Annotated in this window: 20 protein-coding genes and 1 riboswitch; of the genes, 8 read left to right on the plus strand and 12 right to left on the minus strand. The window is 73.0% G+C overall.

From position 1 onward, the window contains the following. Positions 1–231 precede the first annotated feature (231 nt). Entirely contained in the window at positions 232–1,473 is a 1,242-nt protein-coding gene (locus tag E4U92_RS07680; protein ID WP_137299538.1) for an MFS transporter, read from the plus strand. Then, a complete protein-coding gene (locus tag E4U92_RS07685; protein WP_137299539.1) occupies positions 1,433–2,752 on the plus strand; it encodes a D-arabinono-1,4-lactone oxidase in 1,320 nt (439 codons plus the stop codon). The genes E4U92_RS07680 and E4U92_RS07685 overlap by 41 nt, the downstream gene beginning before the upstream one ends. Here E4U92_RS07685 and E4U92_RS36545 read toward each other — a convergent pair. After that, entirely contained in the window at positions 2,676–3,548 is an 873-nt protein-coding gene (locus E4U92_RS36545; protein WP_373311718.1) for a hypothetical protein, read from the minus strand. The genes E4U92_RS07685 and E4U92_RS36545 overlap by 77 nt on opposite strands. Positions 3,549–4,083: 535 nt before the next feature. On the opposite strand from E4U92_RS36545, the gene sepH reads away from it, so the two are divergent. Further along, a complete protein-coding gene (sepH, locus tag E4U92_RS07695; RefSeq protein WP_137299540.1) occupies positions 4,084–5,118 on the plus strand; it encodes a septation protein SepH in 1,035 nt (344 codons plus the stop codon). Between the two features lie 57 nt (positions 5,119–5,175). On the opposite strand, the gene E4U92_RS07700 is transcribed toward sepH, so the two are convergent. Beyond that, positions 5,176–6,027: a sulfurtransferase gene (locus E4U92_RS07700; protein ID WP_137299541.1), complete on the minus strand. Its 852-nt coding sequence runs from the start codon at positions 6,025–6,027 to the stop codon at positions 5,176–5,178. Between the two features lie 296 nt (positions 6,028–6,323). On the opposite strand from E4U92_RS07700, the gene E4U92_RS07710 reads away from it, so the two are divergent. Then, a complete protein-coding gene (locus E4U92_RS07710; RefSeq protein ID WP_137299543.1) occupies positions 6,324–7,127 on the plus strand; it encodes a VOC family protein in 804 nt (267 codons plus the stop codon). Positions 7,128–7,219: 92 nt separating this feature from the next. Beyond that, a complete protein-coding gene (locus tag E4U92_RS07715) occupies positions 7,220–8,053 on the plus strand; it encodes an SAM-dependent methyltransferase (RefSeq protein ID WP_373311717.1) in 834 nt (277 codons plus the stop codon). Between the two features lie 13 nt (positions 8,054–8,066). Here the strand turns inward: E4U92_RS07715 and E4U92_RS07720 are convergent, their stop codons facing one another. From E4U92_RS07720 to E4U92_RS07735, 4 genes are all read right to left on the minus strand, one after another. After that, positions 8,067–8,714 (minus strand): thymidine kinase, encoded by a 648-nt coding sequence (locus tag E4U92_RS07720; protein WP_137299545.1) that lies wholly within the window; start codon positions 8,712–8,714, stop codon positions 8,067–8,069. A gap of 69 nt (positions 8,715–8,783) precedes the next feature. Continuing rightward, on the minus strand, positions 8,784–9,977 hold the full coding sequence (locus E4U92_RS07725; RefSeq protein WP_137299546.1) for an alkaline phosphatase family protein: 1,194 nt from the start codon (positions 9,975–9,977) through the stop codon (positions 8,784–8,786). Further along, positions 9,977–10,573, minus strand: a complete 597-nt coding sequence (locus E4U92_RS07730) for a DUF5998 family protein (RefSeq protein ID WP_174863755.1) — start codon at positions 10,571–10,573, stop codon at positions 9,977–9,979. The genes E4U92_RS07725 and E4U92_RS07730 overlap by 1 nt, the downstream gene beginning before the upstream one ends. Before the next feature lie 58 nt (positions 10,574–10,631). Next, positions 10,632–13,610 (minus strand): bifunctional acetate--CoA ligase family protein/GNAT family N-acetyltransferase, encoded by a 2,979-nt coding sequence (locus E4U92_RS07735; RefSeq protein WP_137299547.1) that lies wholly within the window; start codon positions 13,608–13,610, stop codon positions 10,632–10,634. Between the two features lie 178 nt (positions 13,611–13,788). Between E4U92_RS07735 and E4U92_RS07745 the strand changes: the two genes are divergently transcribed. After that, positions 13,789–14,070 (plus strand): HPr family phosphocarrier protein, encoded by a 282-nt coding sequence (locus tag E4U92_RS07745; protein WP_029382363.1) that lies wholly within the window; start codon positions 13,789–13,791, stop codon positions 14,068–14,070. A gap of 272 nt (positions 14,071–14,342) precedes the next feature. Here the strand turns inward: E4U92_RS07745 and E4U92_RS07750 are convergent, their stop codons facing one another. From E4U92_RS07750 to E4U92_RS07765, 4 genes are all read right to left on the minus strand, one after another. Continuing rightward, positions 14,343–15,038, minus strand: coding sequence for a GntR family transcriptional regulator (locus E4U92_RS07750; RefSeq protein WP_137299548.1), 696 nt, complete (start codon positions 15,036–15,038; stop codon positions 14,343–14,345). Between the two features lie 187 nt (positions 15,039–15,225). Beyond that, a complete protein-coding gene (locus E4U92_RS07755) occupies positions 15,226–15,978 on the minus strand; it encodes a M23 family metallopeptidase (protein ID WP_137299549.1) in 753 nt (250 codons plus the stop codon). 13 nt (positions 15,979–15,991) lie between these two features. Further along, positions 15,992–16,156: riboswitch (cyclic di-AMP (ydaO/yuaA leader) on the minus strand. 273 nt (positions 16,157–16,429) lie between these two features. After that, positions 16,430–17,818, minus strand: a complete 1,389-nt coding sequence (locus tag E4U92_RS07760) for a M16 family metallopeptidase (protein ID WP_137299550.1) — start codon at positions 17,816–17,818, stop codon at positions 16,430–16,432. Beyond that, the gene (locus tag E4U92_RS07765; RefSeq protein WP_137299551.1) at positions 17,815–19,206 is read right to left on the minus strand and encodes a M16 family metallopeptidase; all 1,392 of its coding nucleotides are present in this window, start codon (positions 19,204–19,206) and stop codon (positions 17,815–17,817) included. Before E4U92_RS07765 ends, E4U92_RS07760 begins: the two co-directional genes overlap by 4 nt. A 332-nt stretch (positions 19,207–19,538) precedes the next feature. Here E4U92_RS07765 and E4U92_RS07770 point away from each other — a divergent pair, with 332 nt between their 5' ends. Continuing rightward, positions 19,539–21,995 (plus strand): DNA gyrase/topoisomerase IV subunit A, encoded by a 2,457-nt coding sequence (locus E4U92_RS07770; RefSeq protein WP_137299552.1) that lies wholly within the window; start codon positions 19,539–19,541, stop codon positions 21,993–21,995. On the opposite strand, the gene E4U92_RS07775 is transcribed toward E4U92_RS07770, so the two are convergent. Next, positions 21,992–23,212: a CobW family GTP-binding protein gene (locus tag E4U92_RS07775; protein ID WP_137299553.1), complete on the minus strand. Its 1,221-nt coding sequence runs from the start codon at positions 23,210–23,212 to the stop codon at positions 21,992–21,994. The two genes, E4U92_RS07770 and E4U92_RS07775, sit on opposite strands and share 4 nt — an antisense overlap. Before the next feature lie 321 nt (positions 23,213–23,533). Between E4U92_RS07775 and E4U92_RS07780 the strand changes: the two genes are divergently transcribed. Continuing rightward, positions 23,534–24,040 carry a DUF6082 family protein gene (locus tag E4U92_RS07780; RefSeq protein ID WP_137299554.1) on the plus strand — a complete coding sequence of 169 codons (507 nt, stop codon included), beginning with the start codon at positions 23,534–23,536 and terminating at the stop codon, positions 24,038–24,040. Positions 24,041–24,076: 36 nt separating this feature from the next. Here E4U92_RS07780 and E4U92_RS07785 read toward each other — a convergent pair whose 3' ends face one another. After that, positions 24,077–24,313 carry a hypothetical protein gene (locus E4U92_RS07785; protein ID WP_137299555.1) on the minus strand — a complete coding sequence of 79 codons (237 nt, stop codon included), beginning with the start codon at positions 24,311–24,313 and terminating at the stop codon, positions 24,077–24,079. Positions 24,314–24,488 lie beyond the last annotated feature (175 nt).

Below are 24,488 nucleotides of genomic sequence, written 5' to 3' on the forward strand. Positions count from 1 at the left end.
AGGAGCAAGGCGTCGTACGGGGTGGCATCGAGCACGTCTGGCATGTCTCGATCCTGCCACCCGCCTCCGACACCGGGAAAACGGCGGGGTCGCGGACGCGGTTCCCGGTCCGTTCCCGGTGGTGCATAAGGGTGCCCTCACTCGTAAGCTGTATCGACTGCATTCGCACCTTACGAGTTCACCGCGCGCCCAGCCGTCCCCGCGCGCGTGACCCACCGACCGGAGCCGCCCGTGCCCAGCCCCTACCGCGCCCTGTTCGCCGCCCCCGGCTCCAGGGGCTTCTCGGCCGCCGGGTTCATCGGCCGGATGCCCCTGTCGATGATGGGCATCGGCGTGGTCACGATGGTCTCGCAGCTCACCGGGCGCTACGGGCTCGCGGGGGCACTGTCGGCCACCATCGCCCTGTCGGCGGCGCTGCTCGGGCCGCAGATCTCGCGGCTGGTCGACCAGCACGGGCAGCGCCGGGTACTGCGCCCCGCGACGCTGGTGGCGCTCGCTGCGGCGGCCGGACTGCTGCTCGCCGCGCACTTCGACTGGCCGGACGGGGTGCTCTTCGCCTGTGCGGCCGGCATCGGTTCGGTGCCGAGCCTCGGCGCGATGATCCGGGCCCGCTGGGCGGCGGTGTACCGGGGCACCCCTCAGTTGCACACGGCGTACTCGTTCGAGTCCGTGATGGACGAGGTGTGCTTCATCTTCGGGCCGATCATCTCCATCGGCCTGTCGACGGCGTGGTTCCCGGAGGCGGGCCCGCTGCTGGCGGCGTGCTTCCTCGCGGTCGGTGTGTTCTGGCTGACCGCGCAGCGCGCCACCGAGCCCGAGCCGCACCCGCGCGGGCGCAACGGCGGCGGTGGCACGGCGCTGCGCTCCCCCGGCCTGCAGGTGCTGGTGGCCACCTTCGTGGCCACGGGCGCCATCTTCGGCGCGGTGGACGTGGTGACCGTCGCGTTCGCCGACGAGCGGGGCCACAAGAGCGCCGCGAGCGTCGTGCTCGCCCTGTACGCGGCCGGATCCTGCGTGGCCGGGCTGGTCTTCGGCCTGCTGCACGTGAAGGGGGCGCCGGAACGCCGCTGGCTCCTGGGCGTGCTCCTGATGTCCGTGAGTATGATCCCCCTCCTACTGGTCGGAAACTTGCCGTTTCTGGCCGTGGCGCTCTTCGTCGCGGGCCTGTTCATCGCTCCCACGATGATCACGACGATGTCCCTCATCGAAGAGCACGTACCACGCGCACAACTGACCGAGGGCATGACCTGGGTGAGCACGGGGCTCGCGGTCGGGGTGGCGCTGGGTTCGTCGGCGGCCGGCTGGGTCATCGACGCGGCCGGTGCCCGGGCCGGGTACGGGGTCCCGGCGGTCTCCGGGGCCGTCGCGGCCGTGGTCGGTTTCCTGGGGTTCCGCCGGCTCAGCAGGCCGGCTCCGGGTCGGGGAGGCACCGTTGAGCAGCACGACGAGCGGCAGGAACGGCACGTGGCGTAACTGGGGCGGCAACGTCGTCGCCCGGCCCGCGCGGGAGGTCACGCCCGCCTCCGTGGACGAACTGGCCGCGGTGGTCCGCCGGGCGGCCGAGGACGGCCTGACGGTCAAGGCCGTCGGCACCGGGCACTCCTTCACGGCGATAGCCGCCACGGACGGAGTGTTGATCCGCCCTCAACTGTTGACGGGTATCCGTGACATCGACCGTGACGCCATGACCGTCACGGTCGAGGCGGGCACGCCGCTCAAGCGGCTCAACGTGGCCCTCGCGCGCGAGGGCCTGTCGCTGACCAACATGGGCGACATCATGGAGCAGACGGTCTCGGGCGCCACCAGCACGGGCACGCACGGCACCGGCCGGGAGTCCGGCTCCATCGCCGCCCAGATCCGGGGCCTGGAGCTGGTGACGGCCGACGGCTCGGTGCTCACCTGCTCGGAGAAGGAGAACCCGGACGTCTTCGCCGCCGCCCGGATCGGGCTCGGCGCGCTCGGCGTCGTCACCGCGATCACCTTCGCCGTGGAACCGATCTTCCTGCTCACCGCGCGCGAGGAACCGATGCCGTTCGAGCGGGTGCTCGCCGACTTCGACGCGCTGTGGGCCGAGAACGAGCACTTCGAGTTCTACTGGTTCCCGCACACCGACAACACGAACACCAAGCGCAACAACCGCAGCGCGGGCCCCCGCAAGCCGGTGCCGCAGCTCGCGGGCTGGTTCGAGGACGAGTTCCTCTCCAACGGCGTGTTCCAGGCGGCCCAGTGGGTGGGGCAGGCGGCGCCCGCGACCGTCCCGGCGATCGCGCGGATCTCCAGCAGGGCGCTGTCCGCGCGCACCTACACCGACATCCCGTACAAGGTCTTCACCTCCCCGCGCCGCGTGCGCTTCGTGGAGATGGAGTACGCCGTCCCGCGCGAGGCGGTGACCGGGGCGCTGCGCGAGCTGAAGGCGATGGTCGAGCGCTCCGGGCTGCGCGTCAGCTTCCCGGTGGAGGTGCGCACCGCGCCGGCCGACGACATCACCCTGTCCACCGCGTCCGGCCGGGACAGCGCGTACATCGCCGTCCACATGATGCGGGGGACGGCCTACCAGCGGTACTTCACCGACGCCGAGCGGATCTTCACCGCCCACGAGGGCCGGCCGCACTGGGGCAAGGTGCACACGCGCGACGCGGCGTACTTCGCCTCGGTCTACCCGCGCTTCGGGGAGTTCACGGCGCTGCGGGACCGGCTGGACCCGGACCGGCTGTTCCAGAACGACTACCTGCGGAGGGTGCTGGGTCCGTAGGGGCGGTGGTGGCCGCGTCGGAGCTCCCGGGTGCCGGGGTCTGCGAGGTGGCCCCGGTGCTCCCGGTAGCGTCCGGCGTGGGGGTCGGGGTCGGGGTGGCGCCGGACGGCGTGCCGCTGTCCGTGGCCGCGCCGCCGTCGTCCGCCGGGGCGCCGGAGGAGGCGCCGGACGAGGGGGCCGGGCCGCCGCCGGTGGCCGGTGCCGTGGCGGGCGGTGCCGGGGAGGGGCCGCCGCCGGAGCCGGACCGGGAGGTGCCGCCGGTGACCGCGTCGCTGACGGTGGTGCCCCGGCCGCCGCTGAAGCTGTTGCCCGACGCCAGTTCGTAGGCGGTGATTCCGGCCATGGTGACGCCGAACACCAGCGCGGCCGCGACGACCGGGCGCTTCCAGCTCCTGGTCCGCGCGCGGTAGACCGTTCCCTGCGAGTACTCCCCCGGCGCCCGCGGTGCGCCGGACCTGCCGGGTGCCCCTCGGCTCGTCCGTGCCGGCGTCTCGCGTGGGCGGGCGACGGTCGCCTCCCGCAGCTGTTCGCCGGTCCGCTTGAAGAAGTGCTGGAAGACCGTGCCGCCGCAGGTGGCGACGATGCTGACGACACCGGCGCCGAGGATCGTGCCGTAGACCCCGAAGTACGAGGCGAGCTTGGCGGCGATCACGGCCGCCACGGCGCTGCCGGCCACCTGGGGGACGCTCAGGTCGATGCGCCTGACCGGCACCGGCTCCCCGGGGCCCGGCCCCGTCCCTTCGGTTCCCTCCCCTCCTGAGGACGACGTGTCGACGACATCGGTCCTTTCACGCATCCCGGAACCTTGCCTGCCTTTCCCGTACTTGACCGACGATCCACCTGATCCACACTTGATCGACCAATCACCCCGAACCGTCCATTCGGTCTTGATCGACCAAGTGCACAAGAAGGGGGACGTACGAGCGAAATCCATAGTTCCGTTTCTGCGGATTCCGTGAAGTACGCCACGTGGACGATCACGTCGGCCGCGTGACGGACGGCCAAGTCGCACCCCTTGCCAGAAGTTGGACGGCGCGCCAATCCACGCACGTGGCCCAAATGGAGTACTGTTGCGAGCCCTGGGTCCGGTCTCCCGCCAGGGCGTCCGGGGCCTCACTGGACGGCCGGGAGGGAGCTTGTTGCTCAGGGTGACGGACTTGGTCACTCAGCGTGGCGAATAGGTAACCGTGCCATAACGGCGATCCCGGGCCCGAGCCCGACACGCCGGGCAACTCGGCAAGGTTGTGGCAGGCTGCACCCGGGCAGGCCACACTCGACTAGCGGAAGCAGCGACGCACGTGACGTCGGCAGGCACCACCCGGGAGGTCCCCATGCCCGAACTGCGTGTCGTGGCCGTCTCGAATGACGGCACACGGCTGGTGCTGAAGGCTGCGGACAGCACGGAGTACACGCTTCCGATCGACGAACGGCTCCGCGCCGCCGTGCGCGGCGACCGTCCCCGCCTCGGCCAGATCGAGATCGAGGTGGAGAGTCATCTCCGCCCCCGTGACATCCAGGCGCGTATACGTGCCGGCGCGACCGCGGAAGAGGTCGCCCAGATGGCCGGCATCCCCGTCGACCGCGTGCGCCGCTTCGAGGGTCCCGTGCTGGCCGAGCGCGCCTTCATGGCCGAGCGGGCCCGCAAGACGCCCGTCCGCCGCCCCGGTGAGAACGCCGCGGGACCCCAGCTCGGCGAGGCCGTCCAGGAGCGCCTGCTGCTGCGCGGCGCCGAGAAGGACACCGTGCAGTGGGACTCCTGGCGCCGCGACGACGGCACCTGGGAGGTCATGCTGGCCTACCAGGTGGCGGGCGAACCGCACTCGGCTAGCTGGACGTACGACCCGCCCCGGCGGCTCGTCCAGGCGGTCGACGAGGAGGCGCGCTCGCTGATCGGCGAGTCCGACGACCTCGCCGCGCCGGAGCCCAGCTTCCCCTTCGTCCCGCGCATCGCGCGCCTGCCGCGCGACCGCGGCATGGACCGCGCCCTCGACCGGCCGAGCCTGCCCGCGCAGGCCGCCGAGCCGGCCGAGGAGACCGTGGAGCGGGAACGGGACTCGCTGACCAGCCTGTTGGAGGCGGTGCCGAGCTTCCGAGGCGACCTGGTCGTCCCGGAGCGCCCGTCGGACGAGCCCGACGACGAGCCCGTGCCGGAACCGGCCGCCGAGGAGCCCCCGGCTCCGGCCGCGTCCGCCGGCTCCGCCTACGCGGACGTCCTCATGCCCCGTTCGGTCGGCAGCCACCGTGACCGTCTGGTCGGCGCCACGGACCGTCAGGCCGAGGCGGACGGCGTCCGCCCGGGCCGCCGCGCGGCGGTCCCGAGCTGGGACGAGATCGTCTTCGGGACGCGCCGCAAGAAGCAGGAATAGGTCAGGACAGGACACACAGGTGGGGGCCGCGCCGGGGACGGCGCGGCCCTCACCGCGTCACTGCGGGTCCGGCCCCACGGCCACCGGACGCGACGGGTCCGACGACCACTCCGACCACGAACCGACGTACAGCGCGGCCGGGATGCCCGCCACCGCCAGCGCCAGCACCTCGTGCGCCCCCGACACGCCCGAGCCGCAGTACACGCCGACCGGTGTGCCGTCGGCGGCGCCCAGCGCCTTGAAGCGTGCGCCGAGCTCCTCGGCGGGCAGGAACCGGCCGTCCGGGCCGACGTTGTCGTTCGTGGGCGCGGAGACGGCCCCCGGGATGTGCCCGCCGACCCGGTCGATGGGCTCGACGTCACCGCGGTAGCGCTCACCCGCCCGCGCGTCGAACAGGACCCCGGAGCGGGCCAGCGCCGCGGCCCCGTCCGCGTCCAACAGGCCCGCGGCCGCCGGAACCGGCTCGAAGTCGCCTTCGGCCGGCGCGGGGACGTCCGTGGCGAGCGGCCCCTCCCACGCCGTCAACCCGCCGTCGAGCACGCTCACGTCCGGGTGACCCGTCCAGCGCAGCAGCCACCACGCGCGCGCCGCCGCCCAGCCCTGCCCGCCGTCGTACACGACGACCGGACGCGCCGGCGACACGCCCGCGCGGCGCATCGCCGCGCCGAACTCCGCCAGGTCCGGCAGCGGATGACGCCCGTCGGCGCCGGGGCTGCCGGCCAACTCCCGGTCCAGGTCGACGAAGACGGCACCCGGGAGGTGCCCGGCCGCGTAGGCGGCGCGGCCGTCGAAGGGCGGCTCCCCGGCCGCCTTCGCCACACTGAGCTGCCAGCGGACGTCGAGCAGCACCGGCGGGTTCTCGCCGGCCAGCGCGCTCGCGAGTTCGGATGCGGAGATGATGGCGTTCATGGGCCCATCCTCGCGCACGGGGTGGCCCCACCGCCGATGTCCGGCTACTCTGCTCCGCCGGGCAGACCCGGTCACGTGGCGTACGGGACCGGGTACGTGCCGTACAGCCGATCGACAGACATCGGCCATCGCACGGAAACGGACGGACACCGCACATCGGGCATCCTCCGGTCGCGGGCCACCGTGCGACGGCGCGCCCCCGTGGCGCGCGGTACCACCGGTGGTGCGGGCATCCGCGCGCGGGCCGGAGGGCGGAAGCGACGCGGCCACCACAACAGGCCGAGAAGAGAGTGACGATGACCGGGGCACGTGGGTCGGCCGGACACAACGGCGAAGCACACGCTCGGTACGCGCCCGGCACACCCTGCTGGGTGAGTCTGATGGCGCACGGGTTGACGGCCGCGCAGGAGTTCTACGGAGCCCTGTTCGGCTGGGAGTTCGTGCCCGGACCCCCGCAACTCGGCCCGTACGCGCGGGCCCTGCTCGACGGCCGCGAGGTGGCCGGCATCGGCCAGCTCGCGCCGGACCGGCTCGCGGCGGTCGCCTGGACGCCCTATCTCGCCTCGGACGACGTCGACTCCACCGCCGAGACGGTGCGGCTGTGCGGCGGCACCATCGGCGTGGGCCCCCTGGAGGCCGCCGACTTCGGCCGCCTCGCGCTCGGCTCCGACCCCTCCGGCGCGGTGTTCGGCATCTGGCAGGGGGCGGCCCACCGCGGCACCGGGATCACCGGCGTGCACGGCACGCCCGCGTGGAACGAACTGGTGACCTACGAGACGGCCGGTGTCGCCAAGTTCTACGAAACCGTGTTCGGTCACGAGCGTCAGGCCCCGGACTCCGCCGACCTGGACTACGTGACGCTCTGTCTCGACGGCCGCCCGGTCGCCGGCCTGCACGGCGTGGGCACCGCGCTGCCCCGGGACCGCGGGCCGCACTGGACGACGTACTTCGAGGTCACGGACGCCGACGCGTCCGTCGCGCTGGTCGCCGAGTTGGGCGGCCGGGTGCTCACGCCGCCCCACGACAGCGCCCACGGGCGCGTGGCGACGGTCCGCGATCCCGAGGGGGCGCACTTCGCGCTCGTGGAGGGGCCGCGCTGAGAGCCGCGGCCACGGCCCCGCCCGGAACGTGTGCGGCATCCGTCCGCTCCCTGCGCCCAAAACCATGGTCATCGGCGGTACTTGCGGGAAGGATGGTCCCCATGACCGAAGGCCTCTCCATCGACCCCACCAAGCCGAGCATCGCGCGCGTCTACGACTACCTGCTCGGCGGCAAGGACAACTATGCGGTGGACCGGGAGGTGGGAGACGTGTTCAAACGTGACCTGCCCGGTTCGGTCGCGATCGCGTTCGCCAACCGCGCGGCCCTGACCCGGGCGGTCCGGGAGATCGCGACCACCACCGGGGTACGGCAGTTCATCGACCTGGGAAGCGGCCTGCCGACCGCCGACAACGTGCACGAGGTCGCGCAGCGGCACGCACCCGAGTCGCGCGTCATATACGTGGACACCGACCCGCAGGTACTGGTGCACGGCCGCGCCCTGCTCGAGAGGAACGAGCACACGCGCGTGGTCGCGGCGGACGTGCGCGAACCCGAGGCGATACGCAACCACCCGGACACGGTCGAGCTCATCGACTTCGAGCAACCCGTCGCCGTGATGTTCAGCGCCATCCTGCACCACGTGAACGACGAGGAGGACCCGGCCGCCATCGTCCGCTACTGGAAGGACCAGGTGCCGTCGGGCAGTTACTTCTTCGTCAGCCACTTCCGGTCGGGCAACAACGCCGAGACGGCGGAGGCGGAGACGGTCCTGCAGCAGACGTTCGGCCGGGGCCGGTGGCGCACCGACGAGGAGATCCTCGCCCTGCTGGACGGCCTGGAGATACTCGAACCGGGCGTCGTCCCGGCGTCGTTGTGGCACCCCGACGAGGTGACCGAGACCGACGGTCCGTGGCGCGGTCAGGCACCCCGGGAACTGACCGTCTGGGAGCACCTCATCGCCGCGACGCTGGCCCGCAAGCCGTAGGCGCAGCGGCTCGTCAGGCCGGGGTGACCGGCAGCACGTCGGGCGAGAGGACCGCCGCCCGGGCCGTCGCCGCCGTCATGCGACGGCGGTGGTGGCGTCGGCACAGCACCTCGTAGCCCACGGTGGCGGACTGGTCGACGTCGCCGACGACGACCTGTGCGCCCTCAACGACCATGACGCCGCCCACCGTACGGGCGTTGTGGGTGGCGCGGGCGCCGCACCAGCACAGCGCCTCGACCTGGAGGACCTCCACCCGGTCGGCGAGTTCGACGAGGCGCTGCGAGCCGGGGAACAGCTTCGAACGGAAGTCCGTCGTGATGCCGAACGCGTACACGTCGATGCCCAGGTCGTCGACCACGCGTGCGAGCTGGTCGATCTGCTCCTCCGCCAGGAACTGCGCCTCGTCGGCGATCACGTAGTCCGCGCGGCCGCCCTGCGAGAGGTGCTCGACGAGGTACGCGTACAGGTCCCGTCCGTCCTCGACCTCGACCGCGTCGGTGACCAGGCCGAGCCGCGAGGACAGCTTGCCCTGGCCGGCGCGGTCGTCCCGGGTGAAGATCATGCCGACCAGGCCGCGCGAGGAGCGGTTGTGCTCTATCTGGAGCGCCAGGGTGGACTTCCCGCAGTCCATGGTTCCGGAGAAGAACACCAGCTCGGGCATGGGGAGTCGAACACCTTTCGGCATGGGGAGAGCAACGGGACGTGGGCGGGGGGCCGGGGGCGGAGGATGTCAGGTGCGCACTTCGAGCAGGGGGACGAACTGCTCGGCAGGGGTGAGCGAGCCGTGGTTGCCGACCATGGCGGACTCCTTCGGCTCGCGCTCCGAGGCGATCAGGAGCACGTCGTCGTGGGCGGCGGCGACCACGTCACCGATGCGCGCGTACACCCGTTCGTCGATGCGCGGCCCGAACCAGCCCGCCGCGATCGCCTCGTCCCGCGAGGCCACCCAGAACTGCTCCCCCAGCACCTCGCGCCAGCAGGTCAGGACGTCGTTCGCGGCGCCCGGCACCGCGTAGACGTGGCGGGCGCGGCCCTCGCCGCCCAGCAGGGCCACGCCGGCGCGCAGCTCCCAGTCCTCGTCGAAGTCGATGCGGTGTTCCTCGTCGAACGGGATGTCGACCATCCCGTGGTCGGCGGTGACGTACAGCGCGCTGCGCGGCGGGAGTTGCTCGGCGAGGCGCTGCGCCAGCCGGTCGACGTACATGAGCTGGCCGCGCCAGGTGTCGGAGGCGACGCCGTAGCGGTGGCCGGCGCCGTCGAGTTCGGCGTAGTACGTGTAGACCAGCGCGCGGTCGCCTGCGGCGAGCTGCTCGGCGGCGAAGTCGACGCGCTCCTCGCCGGTGAGGCGCCCGTGGAAGGTGCCGCCGCTGAGCGCGACCTTGGTCAGCGGGGTGTTCTGGAAGGTGGGCGAGGAGACCTGGGCGGCGTGCACGCCCGCGTCGTGGGCCAGCTGGAAGACCGTCGGGTACGGCTGCCAGGCGCCCGGCGGGCTCCACGGCTGCCAGCGGAGCTGGTTCATCAGCTCGCCGGTCTCCGGGTTGCGCACGGTGTAGCCGGGCAGGCCGTGGGCGCCGGGGGGCAGGCCGGTGCCGACGGAGGCGAGGGAGGTCGCGGTGGTCGCCGGGTAGCCCGCGGTGATCGGACGGCCGGTGCCGCCGCGGGAGGCGGGCAGCAGCGAGGTGAGGAACGGCGCCTCGTCGGGGTGGGCCCTGAGCTGCTCCCAGCCGAGGCCGTCGACCAGGAAGACGCAGTTGCGGTCCGCCGGGGCCAGTTCCTCGATGGTGGCCGTCAGGCCGGGCACGCCCGCGCCCGCGGCGAGCGTGGGCAGCAGGTCGGCGAGGGAGCCGCTGCCGTACTGCGGGGCGGGAGCGGAGCCGACGGCGAGCGGCTCGGCGTGCTGGTCCCAGGGCGCGGACTGGGCCATCAGCGGGTGAGGTCCGCGGTCGCCTCGGAGAGCGACTGCGCGAAGGCGAGCGCCTGGCGCACCGTCTCGGGTCCGTCGCCCGCCTCGCTCACCCGCAGGCTGAGGTCGTCGGCCGTCGAGTTGCCCGTGTAGCCGTGGTCGGCGTCGCAGTTGGGGTCGCCGCAGGCGGCCGGCTCCAGGTCGATGCGGGAGACGGCGCCCCAGCCGATGGTCAGCACGACCTCGCGCGGGAGGGTGCCCGGCGTGTACGACTCGGGGTTGGCGACCACGCGGCTGACCACCACCGAGGAGATCCGGCCGATCTTCACCGACTCCGTGGAGGTCGTGGCGTACGGCGTCGGGGAGGTGTCGTCGGCGGCCTGCTCGTCGGTGTGGCTGACGATGAAGCGGTGGGCGGTGAGGACCAGCACGGTCACGTGGCGGCGCACCTCGTTCTGGTCGAACGTGGTCTCCTGGTGGACCAGGTACGACCGGATGGGCTCGCCGCCCACGGCGGCCTCCACCGCCTCGGCCACGAGGGCCGGGTAGTAGCCGCTGCGCTCGATCGCCGCTCGCAGCCCCTGGGTCGTCGTACTGGTCTTGGCCATGCCCTCCATCCTACGGGGACCCACTGACTGCGAGGCACCGCTCACGCGTCGTCCCGGGCACGCCGTCTCAGTAGACGGGGAGTGTCCTCGGGCCCAGGTCGTCGCGGGCGGGCGGCGGGGCCAGGCGGACGGACGCGTCGAGCACGCTCAGCCCGTGCGGGGCGACGACGACGGGCTCCAGGGTGACCGCGACGACCTCCGGGTGGTCGTCGACCAGCCGGGACAGCCGCAGCAGCAGCTCCTCCAGGGCCGGGGTGTCCACGGGCGTGGAACCGCGCCAGCCGAACAGCAGCGGTGCCGTGCGGATGGACCGCACCAGCGAGGTGGCATCGCGGTCGGTGACCGGCACCAGGCGGTGCGCCATGTCGTCGAGAAGCTGGGAGGCGGCCCCGGCGAGGCCGAAGGACAGCACCGCTCCGGCCGCCGGGTCGATCACGGCCCGCACGACCGTGTCGACACCGCGCGGCGCCATGCCCTGCACGACCGGCCGCAGCTCCTCGGGCTTGCCGAACAGCTCGGTCAACTCGGCGTACGCGCGGCGCAGTTGCTCCTCGTCCGCGAGGTCGAGCCGGACACCGCCGAGGTCGGCGCGGTGGCGCAGGTGCGGGGCGGTGGCCTTGAGGGCGACGGGGTAGCCCAGGTCGCGGGCGGCGCGCGCGGCGTCGTCGGGGGTGGGCGCGGGCAGCGCGCGGCGGACCCGGATGCCGTAGCGGCCGAGGAGTTCGCAGGCGTCCTCGGGGCCGAGGGTGAGGCCCTGGCCGCGGGCGAGCAGGCCGTCGATCAAGCGGGCGGCGCCCTTCTCGTCGATGTCCTCGTACTCGGGGACCCGGCCGGGGTCGGCGGCGTCGCGGCGCCATTGCGCGTAGCGGACGGCCTCGGCGAGGGCGCGCACCGCGCGCTCGGCGGCGGGGTAGGCGGGGATGAGGCGGGAGTCCTCGGGCGCGGGCGCCTGGGCGGCGGGGGGCGGCGTGTCCGTCGGGCCGGTGGCGGTCCGGCCGGTCGAGGGGGCGGCGGCTGCGGTCGGCTGCCCGGGGACCGGTTCCGCGGCTCCTGGTCCGGAGGTCGTCGGTCCGGTGGTCGGGGCGGTGGCCGGTCCGGGGGCCGGCTCCACGGCCGGCTCGGCGGTCGTGCCGGGCACGCGCGTGGTGCCGCGTGCGGGGGGCGCGGAGCCGGTGGCCTGGGGGGCGGTGCTGGTCGCCGCGGACAGCGCCTCGGCCAGGCCGCCCAGCTCGACGTGGACCACGAGCACCGGTTTGGTGGGGACCGCGGCCGCGGCCGACCGCAGCGCCTCGGCCAGCTCGGCGTCGCCGGGTGAGGACTCGCCGATGGCCGGGATCGCCGTCACCGCCACCGCGTCGCAGGTGTCGTCGGCCAGGGCGCGCGCGAGGGCCGCGTGGAAGTCGGCGGCGGACGCCTGGGTGGTGAGGTCGCGCGGGGGCTGGGGGCGCAGCCCGGCGGACAGGCAGGCGTCGTAGGTGAGGACGCCGAGGGACTCGGAGTTGCCGAGGATGGCCACCTTGGGCCCGCGCGGCAGCGGCTGGCGGGCGAGCAGGAGGCCGGTGTCGACGAGCTCGGTGATGGTGTCGACGCGGATGACGCCGGCCTGCCGCAGCAGCGCGGAGACGGTGGTGTGGGGCAGCCGGGTGGCGCGCACGGCGTGGCCCTGCGGGGCGGATCCGGCGCCCTGCACGACGACCAGCGGCTTGGCGGCCGCGGTGCGCCGCGAGAGCCGGGTGAACTTGCGGGGGTTGCCGATGGACTCCAGGTACATCAGGACGACGTCGGTGTCCGGGTCGTCGTACCAGTACTGCAGGACGTCGTTGCCGGAGACGTCCGCGCGGTTGCCGGCGGAGACGAACGTCGACACGCCGGTCACGCCGGTGACGCCGCCGCCGCGCCGGTGCAGCCGGGACAGCAGGGCGGTGCCGATCGCGCCGGACTGGGTGAACAGGCCGATCCGGCCGGGCCGGGGCAGTTCGGGCGCGAGGGAGGCGTTGAGGAGCACCTCGGGTGAGGTGTTGATGACGCCGAAGGAGTTGGGGCCGATGATCCGCATGCCGTACGCGCGTGCCTGGCGGACGAGCGCGCGCTGGCGTTCGCGTCCCTCGGGGCCGCTCTCGGCGTACCCGGCGGAGACCACGACGAGTCCCTGCACGCCGTGGGCGCCGCACTCGGTGACGGCCTCGGGCACGTGCTCGGCGGGGACGGCGACGACGGCGACGTCGACGGGGCCGTCGATGTCGCGCACGGAGCGGTGGGCGGGCACGCCGTCCAGTTCCCGGAGGTCGTCGGGGAACGCCTTGTTCACCGCGTACAGGCGCCCGGTGAAACCGGCCTCGTGGAGGTTGCGCAGCAGGCCGCGGCCGACGCCGCCGGGGGTGCGGCCGGTGCCGATGACGGCGACCGAGCCGGGCGCCAGCAGACGGCGTACCGAGCGGGCCTCGGCGCGCTGTTCCCGCGCGCGCTGCACGGCGAGGGAGCGCTCGGTGGGCTCGAGGCCGAACTCCAGGCGGACGACGCCGTCCTCGAAGCTGCGCTTCTGGGTGTAGCCGGCGTCCGTGAACACCTTGATCATCTTGGTGTTCGCGGGCAGCACCTCGGCGGCGAAGCGGCGGATGCCGCGCTCCCGGGCGACGGCGGCGATGTGTTCCAGCAGGGCGGAGGCGACGCCCCGGCCCTGGTGGGCGTCCTGCACGAGGAACGCGACCTCGGCCTCGTCGGCGGGCGCGGAGGCGGCCATGCCGTCGGCGCCGATCCGGTCATAGCGTACGGTGGCGATGAACTCACCGCCGACCGTGGCGGCGAGTCCCACCCGGTCCACGAAGTCGTGGTGCGTGAAGCGGTGGACGTCCTTGGCGGACAGGCGCGGGTAGGGCGCGAAGAAGCGGTAGTACTTCGACTCGTCCGACACCTGCTCGTAGAAGCTGACCAGGCGCTCGGCGTCGTCGACGGTGATCGGGCGGATGCGCGCGGTACCGCCGTCGCGCAGCACCACGTCGGCTTCCCAGTGGGCGGGGTACTCCGGCCGGTCCGAGGCGCTCTGCATGGGGCCCAGCGTACGGCTCGCGTCCGACAACGGCGCGAGGCAGTCTGTGGAGGACGCAGGTCGGGTCGAGGCCGCGGCCCGGCGCCCGCTCCGCAGGGGTCGCAGGACCCCTGAGGGCACGCGTCACGATGTGGAACACTGGTCTAGACAACCCTGAGACACTGAAGGGCAGCATCACATGGCTGAGCGCCGCGTCAACGTCGGCTGGGCCGAGGGCCTCCACGCCCGCCCCGCTTCCATCTTCGTCCGGGCCGCCACGGCCACAGGCGTCCCCGTGACGATCGCCAAGGCCGACGGCAACCCCGTCAACGCGGCCTCCATGCTGGCCGTGCTGGGCCTGGGCGCCCAGGGCGGCGAGGAGATCGTGCTCGCCTCCGACGCCGAGGGCGCGGACGCCGCCCTCGACCGGCTGGCGAAGCTGGTCGCCGAGGGGCTCGAGGAGCTTCCCGAGACCGTCTGAGCAGCGGGCCGTCTCTCCTGCGCGGGGAGACGCCCACCGCTGTGCGCCGAGCCGCGCCGCCCGCACCGGGCGGCGCGGCTCCGTCGTTCGCCCGCCGCCTTCCGGGCGGTTTCCGCACCGTGGCGCGGGGCCCGGAGAAAAGACGCAGGCGCAACCGGAATCTGTTCGCGGGCACACCGAACGAGCGCCGTCGCGAATTCACGGCGGACGCACAAAAAGACAGCCCGAATACCCGGCCGTCGAATAACTTCCCTTTGTATACGGCGCTCGTGTTAATGCCGCGGGCCCGACATGTTTACGGGATGTTGCGAAGTCCTCACACGGTCCTGGCGGTCGCCGCCGCCGGAAAAGCGCAGCCGGTGCGCGCCCGTGGAGCGCTCGGTGTGCAGCGCCGTGACCGCCCGCGCGCGCTCGCCGTCGCCGCGCGCCACCGCGTCGACGATCGCGCCGTGCTCCGCCCAGGTGTCCGCCGGGTTCGCGGGGGCCTCCACGGCGTACATCCAGGCGATCTTGTGGCGCAGCTGGGTGAGGGTGGACGTCAGGGCGTGGCTGCCGGAGGCCTGGGCGAGCGTCTCGTGGAACCAGCCGCCCAGGGACCGCAGGTCGTCGCTGCTGCCCCGCCGGGCCCGCTCCTGGCCGAGCCGCACGAGGCCGCGCAGCACCTTCAGGTGCGCCTCGGTGCGCCGCTGGGCGGCCCGGGACGCGCCGAGCGGCTCGAGGAGCAGGCGCATCTCCAGCAGGTCGGCGGCCTCCTGCTCGGTCGGCTCGGCGACGCACGCGCCCGCGTGGCGCCGGGTGACGACGAAGCCCTCGGCCTCCAGGGTGCGCAGGGCCTCGCGCACGGGAACGCGCGAGACGCCATAGCGGCGGGCGAGGAGTTCCTCGGTCAGCCGGCTTCCGCGCTCGTAGACACCCGCGACGATGTCGTCACGGATGGCCGTGCACACCGAGTGCGCGGGAATACGCATGGCCGACCTCCGCATTAATCCCCGTGAAACGTCGACGATTGACGTGTGCTCAGCGACTCTAATGCAAACGGCCGGAATTTCCGACGCCGGCCCGGAATCCAGGGATATTTTTTGGACAGCGGGGCGGGAGAAACGCGAAAGCCCCGGCTCGGGGAGCCGGGGCCGCGAGGTCTGGTGCCGGGTGGCGTCAGACGTCCACGCCGTGCTTGCGCAGGTAGGCGATCGGGTCGATGTCCGAGCCGTACTCGGCGGTCGTGCGCGCCTCGAAGTGCAGGTGCGGGCCGGTCGCGTTGCCGGTCGCGCCCGAGAGGCCGATCTGCTGGCCGGGGACGACCGTCTGGCCGACCGAGACGGCCAGGGACGACAGGTGCCCGTACTGGGTGTAGACGCCGTCGCTCATGCGGATCACGACCTGGTTGCCGTACGCGCCGCCCCAGCCGGCCTCGACGACCGTGCCGTGGCCGACCGCGTGCACCTCGGTGCCGGTCGCGGCGTGGAAGTCGATGCCGGTGTGGCTGCCGGAGGACCACAGGGAGCCGCCGGTGCGGTATCCGGTGGACACGTAGGAGTGCGCGATCGGCGTCACGAACGTGTTGAGCCGCTTGCGCTCGGCCTCGCGGGCGGCGCGGGCCCGGGCCTCGCGCTCCTGCTTCGCCTTCTCCACCGCCCTCTTGCGCGCGGCCTCCGCGGCGGCCTTCTCCTCGGCCGCCTGCTTCTGCGCGACGGCCTGGTCGTCGATCTGCTGGGCGACCGAGTCGTTCACGGTGAGGACGGGGATGAGCCCGGTCTGCTCGACGGTGGGCTCGGCGGCCAGGGCCGGGGAGGCCACGGTGGCCAGGACGCCGGTGGTGGTGAGCGCCGCGACGCCCGCCGCGCGGGCGGTGGTGCGCTGGAGGCGGCCGGGACGACGGTGCTTACCCGTGGCGCAGCTGAACGCCATGTAGTGGTGCGGTCCTTTCCTTCCCTCTCGCCTACCGGGTTAGCTGACGGGTTCGGAGCAGGAAGGTCTCCTACGGGCCCCCTCGCGACACGCGCGGGCGCCCGATTCACCCCAGGGACTGCGATGGGTCCCCGGCTCCCCTGGCTCGCGCCGTACGGGGACTCGGCGATGACTGTCCGGTGCCGCGGATGCGGCGCACTGCCTGACGGACAGCCCGGACGAACCTAGAGGGGTCCGCCTCCGATTCCCAAACGGAAACGGGCTCTTGTTACGCATCCCACAGGGCAGACGGGCAACCACTCGCCCAATTCGGACACACAGGGGCCCTGGTGACGCTTCCGTCGCCCAGGGCCCCTGTGCCGTACGCGGTGTTGACGCGCCGTACGCGCGCGTACGGCGTCGTCGGGCTCGGCGCGCGCCCGGTCCGCCCGGCCGGCTCGGCTTGCCGGGCCTACTCGGCCGCGACCACCGTCACCTCGCCGATGCCCAGCGCCTCGACGGGCTCCTTGATCGTGGCGGCGTCACCGACGAGGACCGTCACCAGGCGGTCCACCGGGAACGCGTTGACGACCGCCGCGGTGGCCTCCACGGTGCCCGTGGCGGCGAGCTGCTGGTAGAGCGTGGCCTGGTAGTCGTCGGGCAGGTGCTGCTCGACCTGGTCGGCCAGCGTGCCGGCGACCGCCGCGGCGGTCTCGTACTTCAGCGGCGCCACCCCGACGAGGTTCTGCACGGCGACGTCGCGCTCGGCGTCGGTCAGGCCCTCCTCGGCGAGTGTGCGCAGCACCTTCCACAGGTCGTCCAGCGCGGGACCGGTGTTGGGCGTGTCGACGGAACCGCTGATGGCGAGCATCGCGGCACCCGACCCGTCCGGCGTGGAGCGCAGCACCTGGCCGAACGCGCGCACGCCGTACGTGTAGCCCTTCTCCTCGCGCAGGACGCGGTCGAGACGGGAGGTGAGGGTGCCGCCGAGGCAGTACGTGCCGAGCACCTGCGCGGGCCACACCCGGTCGTGCCGGTCGGGACCGATGCGGCCGATGAGCAGCTGCGTCTGGACGGCGCCGGGCCGGTCCACGATCACCACGCGCCCGGTGTCGTCGGCGGTCACCGGCGGCACGGGGCGCGGCTGCGCGGCGGAGCCCGTCCAGGCGCCCAGGGTGTCGCCGAGCAGCGCCGTCAGGTCGACGCCGGTGAGGTCGCCGACGACGACGGCGGTGGCCGTGGCGGGGCGGACGTGCCGCTCGTAGAAGGCGCGCACGGCCGCGGCGTCGATCGCCTCGACCGTCTCCGCGGTGCCCTGGCGCGGGCGCGACATGCGGGCCGTCGCCGGGAAGAGCTGCCTGGAGAGCTCCTTGGCGGCCCGGCGCGAGGGGTTGGCCAGCTCGTGCGGGATCTCGTCGAGGCGGTTGCGCACCAGGCGCTCGACCTCGCTGTCGGCGAACGCGGGCGCGCGCAGCGCGTCGGCGACCAGCCCGAGCCCCTTGGACAGGCGCGAGACGGGCACTTCGAGGCTCAGCCGGACGCCGGGGTGGTCGGCGTGCGCGTCGAGCGTGGCGCCGCAGCGCTCCAGCTCGGCCGCGAACTCCTCGGCGGAGTGCTTGTCGGTGCCCTCGGAGAAGGCCCGCGCCATGATCGTGGCGACGCCGTCCAGGCCGGCCGGCTCGGCGTCCAGGGGCGCGTCGAGCAGGACCTCGACGGCCACGAGCCGCTGGCCGGGGCGGTGGCAGTGCAGGACCGTCAGACCGTTGTCGAGCGTGGCGCGCTCGGGCGCGGGGAACGCCCACGGCTTGGCCTCGCCCGCGGTCGGCCGGGGGTGGAAGTCCATCGTGGCGAGCTCGGTCACTTGGCCGCCTCCTCGTTGTCGTCGGCTTCCACGGTGGCCGCGGACTCCGGGTCTTCGGTGCCCTCGACGTCCTCGACGTGCTCCGGGGCGAGCGGTTCGTAGACGAGCACCGCGCGGTTGTCGGGGCGCAGCCGCGCCTGGGCGATCTCGCGCACCTCCTCGGGCGTCACCTCCAGCACCCGCTGGACGGCCGTCAGGGCCAGCTGCGGGTCACCGAACAGGACGGCGAAGCGGCACAGTTCGTCGGCGCGGCCCGCGACCGTGCCGAGCCGGTCCAGCCACTCGCGCTCCAACTGCGCCTGGGCGCGCTCCATCTCCTCGGCCGTGGGGCCCTCCTCGGCGAACCGGGCGAGCTCCTCGTCGATGGCCGCCTCGATGACGGGCACCTCGACGTCGCCGGAGGTCTTCACGTCCAGCCAGCCCAGGGAGGGCGCGCCGGCCAGCCGCAGCAGGCCGAAACCGGCCGCGACGGCCGTACGGTCGCGGCGCACCAGCCGGTTGTACAGGCGGGAGGACTCGCCGCCGCCGAGGACGGTCAGGGCCAGGTCGGCGGCGTCGCACGCGCGCGTGCCGTCCTGGGGCAGGCGGTAGGCGGCCATCAGGGCGCGCGCCGGGACCTCCTCCTCGACGACCTCGCGCAGCTGCTCGCCGATGACGTCGGGCAGCGAGCCGTCGCGCGGGGCGGGCTTGCCGTCGTGGGAGGCGATGGAGCCGAAGTACTTCTCGACCCAGGCGAGCGTCTGCTCGGGGTCGATGTCGCCGACCACGGACAGCACGGCGTTGTTCGGGGCGTAGTAGGTGCGGAAGAACGCGCGCGCGTCCTCCAGCGTCGCCGCGTCCAGGTCGGCCATGGAGCCGATCGGCGTGTGGTGGTACGGGTGGCCCTCGGGGTAGACCAGGGCGGTCAGCTTCTCGAACGCCGTGCCGTACGGGACGTTGTCGTAGCGCTGGCGGCGCTCGTTCTTGACGACGTCGCGCTGGTTCTCCATCGACTCGTCGTCCAGCGCGGCCAGCAGCGAGCCCATGCGGTCGGCCTCCAGCCAGAGGGCGAGCTCGAGCTGGTGGGCCGGCATGGTCTCGAAGTAGTTGGTGCGCTCGAAGCTCGTGGTGCCGTTGAGCGAGCCGCCCGCGCCCTGCACCAGCTCGAAGTGGCCGTTGCCCTTGACCTGGGCGGAGCCCTGGAACATCAGGTGCTCGAAAAGGTGAGCCAGGCCGGTACGGCCCTTGACTTCGTGGCGGGAGCCGACGTCGTACCAGAGGCACACCGCCGCGACCGGGGTCAGGTGGTCCTCGGAGAGCACCACGCGCAGGCCGTTGGCCAGGCGGTGCTCGGTCGCTGTCAGGCCCCCGGAGCCTGCCTGGGCTGTGGCCGTGTGACCCATGGGCATGTACGTCCCTTCGCTCGCGGACGCGGTCGTCGGACCGCGCTGTTGCTGCCGGTCCTGTCACTGTATGCAAGCGTGCCGACGGTCGGCGAAGTTCCCGCCGCACGTACGCCCACAGCGGATCGCGTAGCCTGCGGTCAGCCGCGGGGAGGGGCGTCCGGGGGCCGGCCGGTCCGCCGGGACCGGGTGCTCGCCCGCGTTGTCAGTGCCGCGGTCCACAATGGACCGCACAGATCCCGTCACACGCTACAGATCCCGTCACACGCTTCAGCGAGAGCGAGCCGGAGGGGCGCACCCGTCGGCGAGCCACCAGGAACCAGGAGGAGCCGGCAGCGATGGCCCGCCGCAGCACGAAGACCCCGCCGCCCGACGACGCGTTCGAGGAGAAGATCCTCGACATCGACGTGGTCGACGAGATGCAGGGCTCCTTCCTCGAGTACGCGTACTCGGTCATCTACTCCCGCGCCCTGCCGGACGCCCGCGACGGACTCAAGCCCGTGCACCGCCGCATCGTCTACCAGATGAACGAGATGGGCCTGCGGCCCGACCGCGGGTACGTCAAGTGCGCGCGCGTGGTCGGCGAGGTGATGGGCAAGCTCCACCCGCACGGCGACGCGTCGATCTACGACGCCCTGGTGCGCATGGCGCAGCCCTTCTCCATGCGGGTGCCGCTGGTCGACGGCCACGGCAACTTCGGCTCGCTGGGCAACGACGACCCGCCGGCCGCCATGCGGTACACCGAGTGCCGGATGGCCGCGGCGACGGGCCTGATGACGGAGTCGATCGACGAGGACACGGTCGACTTCCAGCCCAACTACGACGGGCAGGAGCAGGAGCCGGTCGCGCTCCCGGCCGCCTTCCCGAACCTGCTGGTCAACGGCGCCTCCGGCATCGCGGTCGGCATGGCGACGAACATGCCGCCGCACAACCTGGGCGAGGTCGTCGCGGCCGCCCGGCACCTGATCCGCCACCCCGGCGCGGACCTCGACGCCCTGATGCGGCACATCCCGGGTCCCGACCTGCCCACGGGCGGCCGGATCGTCGGCCTGGACGGCATCCGCGACGCCTACGAGACGGGCCGCGGCACGTTCAAGATCCGCGCCACGGTGTCGGTGGAGACCGTCACCGCCCGCCGCAAGGGCCTGGTGGTCACCGAGCTGCCCTTCACCGTCGGCCCCGAGAAGGTCATCGCCAAGATCAAGGACCTGGTGGGCTCGAAGAAGCTCCAGGGCATCGCCGACGTCAAGGACCTCACCGACCGCGAGCACGGCCTGCGCCTGGTCATCGAGATCAAGAACGGCTTCGTGCCGGAGGCGGTCCTGGAGCAGCTCTACAAGCTGACGCCCATGGAGGAGTCCTTCGGCATCAACAACGTGGCGCTGGTGGACGGCCAGCCGCTCACGCTCGGCCTGAAGGAGCTGCTGGAGGTCTACCTCGACCACCGCTTCACCGTGGTGCGCCGGCGCAGCGAGTTCCGCCGCGGCAAGCGCCGCGACCGGCTGCACCTGGTGGAGGGCCTGCTCACCGCCCTCGTCGACATCGACGAGGTCATCCGGCTGATCCGCTCCAGCGACAACAGCGCGCAGGCCAAGGAGCGGCTGATGGAGCGCTTCTCTCTGAGCGAGGTCCAGACGCAGTACATCCTCGACACGCCGCTGCGCCGCCTCACCCGGTACGACCGCATCGAGCTGGAGGCGGAGAGGGACCGGCTCACCGAGGAGATCGCCGAGCTGACCCGGATCCTGGACTCGGACGCGGAGCTACGCAAGCTGGTGTCGAACGAACTGGCCGCGGTCGCCAAGAAGTTCGCGACCGAGCGGCGCACGGTGCTGCTGGAGTCGGCCGCCAGCACGACCGCCACGGTGCCGCTCCAGGTCGCCGACGACCCGTGCCGGGTGCTGCTGTCCTCCACCGGCCTGCTGGCGCGCACGGCGAACGCCGAGCCGTTCGCGGCGGACGAGGACGCCCGGCGCACCAAGCACGACGTGATCGTCTCGGCGGTGCCCGCCACCGCGCGCGGGGAGATCGGCGCGGTCACCTCGGCGGGCCGCCTGCTGCGCATCAACGTCGTCGATCTGCCGCAGCTCCCGGACACGGCGAGCGTGCCGAACCTCTCGGGCGGCGCCCCGCTGGCGGAGTTCGTCTCCCTGGAGGGCGACGAGACGGTGGTCTGTCTGACCACGCTCGACGAGTCCTCCCCCGGGCTGGCCCTCGGCACGGAGCAGGGCGTGGTCAAGCGGGTGGTGCCCGACTACCCGACCAACAAGGGCGAGCTGGAGGTCATCACCCTCAAGGAGGGCGACCGGATCGTCGGCGCGGTCGAGCTGCGCACCGGCGAGGAGGACCTGGTCTTCATCACGGACGACGCGCAACTGCTGCGGTACCAGGCCTCGTCGGTCCGCCCGCAGGGCCGTCCGGCGGGCGGTATGACGGGCATCAAGCTCGCCGAGGGCGCCAAGGTCATCTCGTTCACGGCGGTCGACCCGGCGGTGGACGCGGTGGTCTTCACGGTCGCCGGCTCGCGCGGCACGCTGGACGACTCCGTCCAGACGACGGCCAAGCTGACCCCGTTCGACCAGTTCCCGCGCAAGGGCCGGGCCACCGGTGGGGTGCGCTGCCAGCGGTTCCTGAAGGGCGAGGACTGCCTGTCCCTGGCCTGGGCGGGCGCGACCCCGGCCAAGGCCGCGCAGAAGAACGGCACACCGGCCGAGCTGCCGGAGATGGACCCGCGCCGGGACGGCTCGGGTGTGTCCCTGCCGAAGACGGTGGCGGTGGTGGCGGGGCCGATCTAGGCGCCGCCGCAGGGAGCGTCCACGGGCCCGGCGGGTTCAGCGGGGTCGGCCGGCGTGGCCGGGTCGCCGGGCTCGCCGGGTGCGTCGGCCCCGGCGGGTCCGCCAGGCTCCTCCTCGGAGCCCTGGACGAAACGCAGGACGCCCCACATGCCGTACTCGTCGGCGGCGTCCGGGGAGTCGCTGCGGCACGCCTCCAGCTCCTTGCCGAGGGCGGAGGTGTCGATGCCGGCGCCGATGAGGACGAGCTGGGTGAGGCGGGACCCGGCTCGCTCCCGGTCACCGGCGGGCGTGCCGTGCGGGGCCACGGCGCCGGCCCACGGCTCGGGGTAGAAGCGCAGGAAGCGGCCGACGGCGTGGACGGCGTACCGGTGGTCGGGGTCGTACGCGCCGAAGTCGACGTACCCCTTGATCCGGTACAGCCCCTCGGGCCGGCTGTCGAGGAACTGCATGAGCCGGCGGGGGTCGAGGGGCACGTCGGAGACGAACGACAGGCTGTCGTAGGCGCTGTGGAGATGCGCGCCGTGCCCCTCGGCGAGGCCGCCGGTCCGTCCCGCGGGGTCCGCTTCCCCGGTGTGCAGGTCGTCGAAGGAGAGCTGCCCGACGCGTTCCTCGTCGGGGCGGCAGTCGAAGAGGAACTCCGGGTCGATGCGGCCGTAGGTGGCCGGGACGACCGCGGCGCGGTCGGCCAGCGAGCGGACGAGGTCCAGGACGCGCGTGCCGTCGGGTGCGCGGTCCAGCTTGTTGACGACGACCAGGTCGGCGAGGGCGAGGTGCCGGTCGATCTCCGGGTGCCGGACGCGGGTCTCGTCGAACTCGGCCGCGTCGACGATTTCGACGAGACCGCCGTACACGATCCCGGGATGTTCGCTGGCCAGCACCATCCGCACCAGTTCCTGCGGTTCGGCCAGGCCGCTGGCCTCGATGACGATGACGTCGATGCCGGCGGAGGGGCGCGCGAGACGTTCGAGGTAGCCGTCGAGTTCGCTCGCGTCGACCGCGCAGCACAGGCACCCGTTGCCGAGGGAGACGGTGGAGTCGCCGAGGGCGCCGGCCACGGCCATCGCGTCGATCTCGATCGCGCCGAAGTCGTTGACGATCGCGCCGATCCGGCTGCCGCCGCTGCGGTGCAGCAGGTGGTTGAGCAGGGTCGTCTTGCCGGAGCCGAGAAATCCGGCGAGGACGACGACCGGGATCTGCGGTGTGCGGCTGTGCGGCACGTACGACCTCTCTCACGCCTTGGCGCGCACCGGCTCACGGCCCGGGCGCGCGGCCGGGAACGGAATGCCGTCCCAGGATACGAGCGGTGGCGCCGGCCACAGAGTGAACGATTGTCCGCTGCGCGCGCGGGGCAGACGTTTCGTCAAGGCGCCGGGGTGTGCGACCCTCGCTTCCTTCCGTGCGCCTCCTCTCCGCCTCCCCGCCGATCAGAGCCGCTCGGCACCCTGGGAGACGGCAAGCGCCGCCCACCGCTCGCCGGTCCCCGTCCGCCCACCCGCACCCCGACGACCGGCGGACGGCCGCCTGAACCGGGGGTTGACATGGCCACACAGAGTTCGGGAGTCCGGAAGATCGTCTCGGCCGCGAAAGGGACGCTCGCGGCCGTTTCCGGCTCCCTCAGCACACGGAACACCCGCCATCGCAGGAGGGCCGTCCTCGCCCAGCAGCACCGGCTGCACTTCGACCTGATCTGCAAGGCCATGGACGACCCCGTCCTGGCCGCGGTCCTCGACACCTACGAGACCGACGTCCCGCTGGAGAAGCAGCGGCAGTTCCTCTTCGCCAACGCCCTCTACATCAACGCCCTTTACTTCCACCGCATCGGAGCGATGAACCGCGCGGAGCTGTACGGGCACCTGCGGGTCATGTGCCAGAACGAGGTGTTCCGCGAGTACTGGGAGGCGACCCGGCACCACCGCATGAGCCTGCCCGAGGCGTCGGAGGAGTACGTCCTCGGCCTGATGATGGACGACCTGATCCAGGAACTGCTCGACGCCGACACGGACGAGTGGTGGGTCGTCGGCGAGCCGCCCGAGCAGTCCGTGTGACCCCCGGGCGGCACGACGTCGTGCGGTCGTCCGGAGTCAGACGTCGGGGATGTCGCGCTTGGCGCGGACGAGCGTGTCCCGGGTGATGACGACGATGCGCTCGTGGTCGGCCCGTGCGGCGTCCGACGGGAGCTCCGGATCGAGTTCCGCGGTCGCTTCGCGCCCGATCACGGCGAAGTCACCGTTGCTGAGCTCGAAGATGTCGGGGCAGGTCTGCCCGGTGGCACTGCCGCGCTCCCTGGGGGAGGCCCCGACGCGTCGCACGATCTTCACGGAGGGATACCGCCTTGTGGCTTGTGGTTCGAAGAGGGACGGAGGCAGCCCTGACTCGGACGGCGTTGTGCCCGCTTCGGGTGTTCCACGGTGGGTTGTCCACGGTGTCCACAGGGTCCACGGCGGTTCGTCGCACTGCGCTCTCCGAGCGCAAGGGGTGTTCGCCGGAGCGCCT

This window comes from Streptomyces galbus (assembly GCF_005280195.1).
Lineage (GTDB): Bacteria > Actinomycetota > Actinomycetes > Streptomycetales > Streptomycetaceae > Streptomyces > Streptomyces galbus.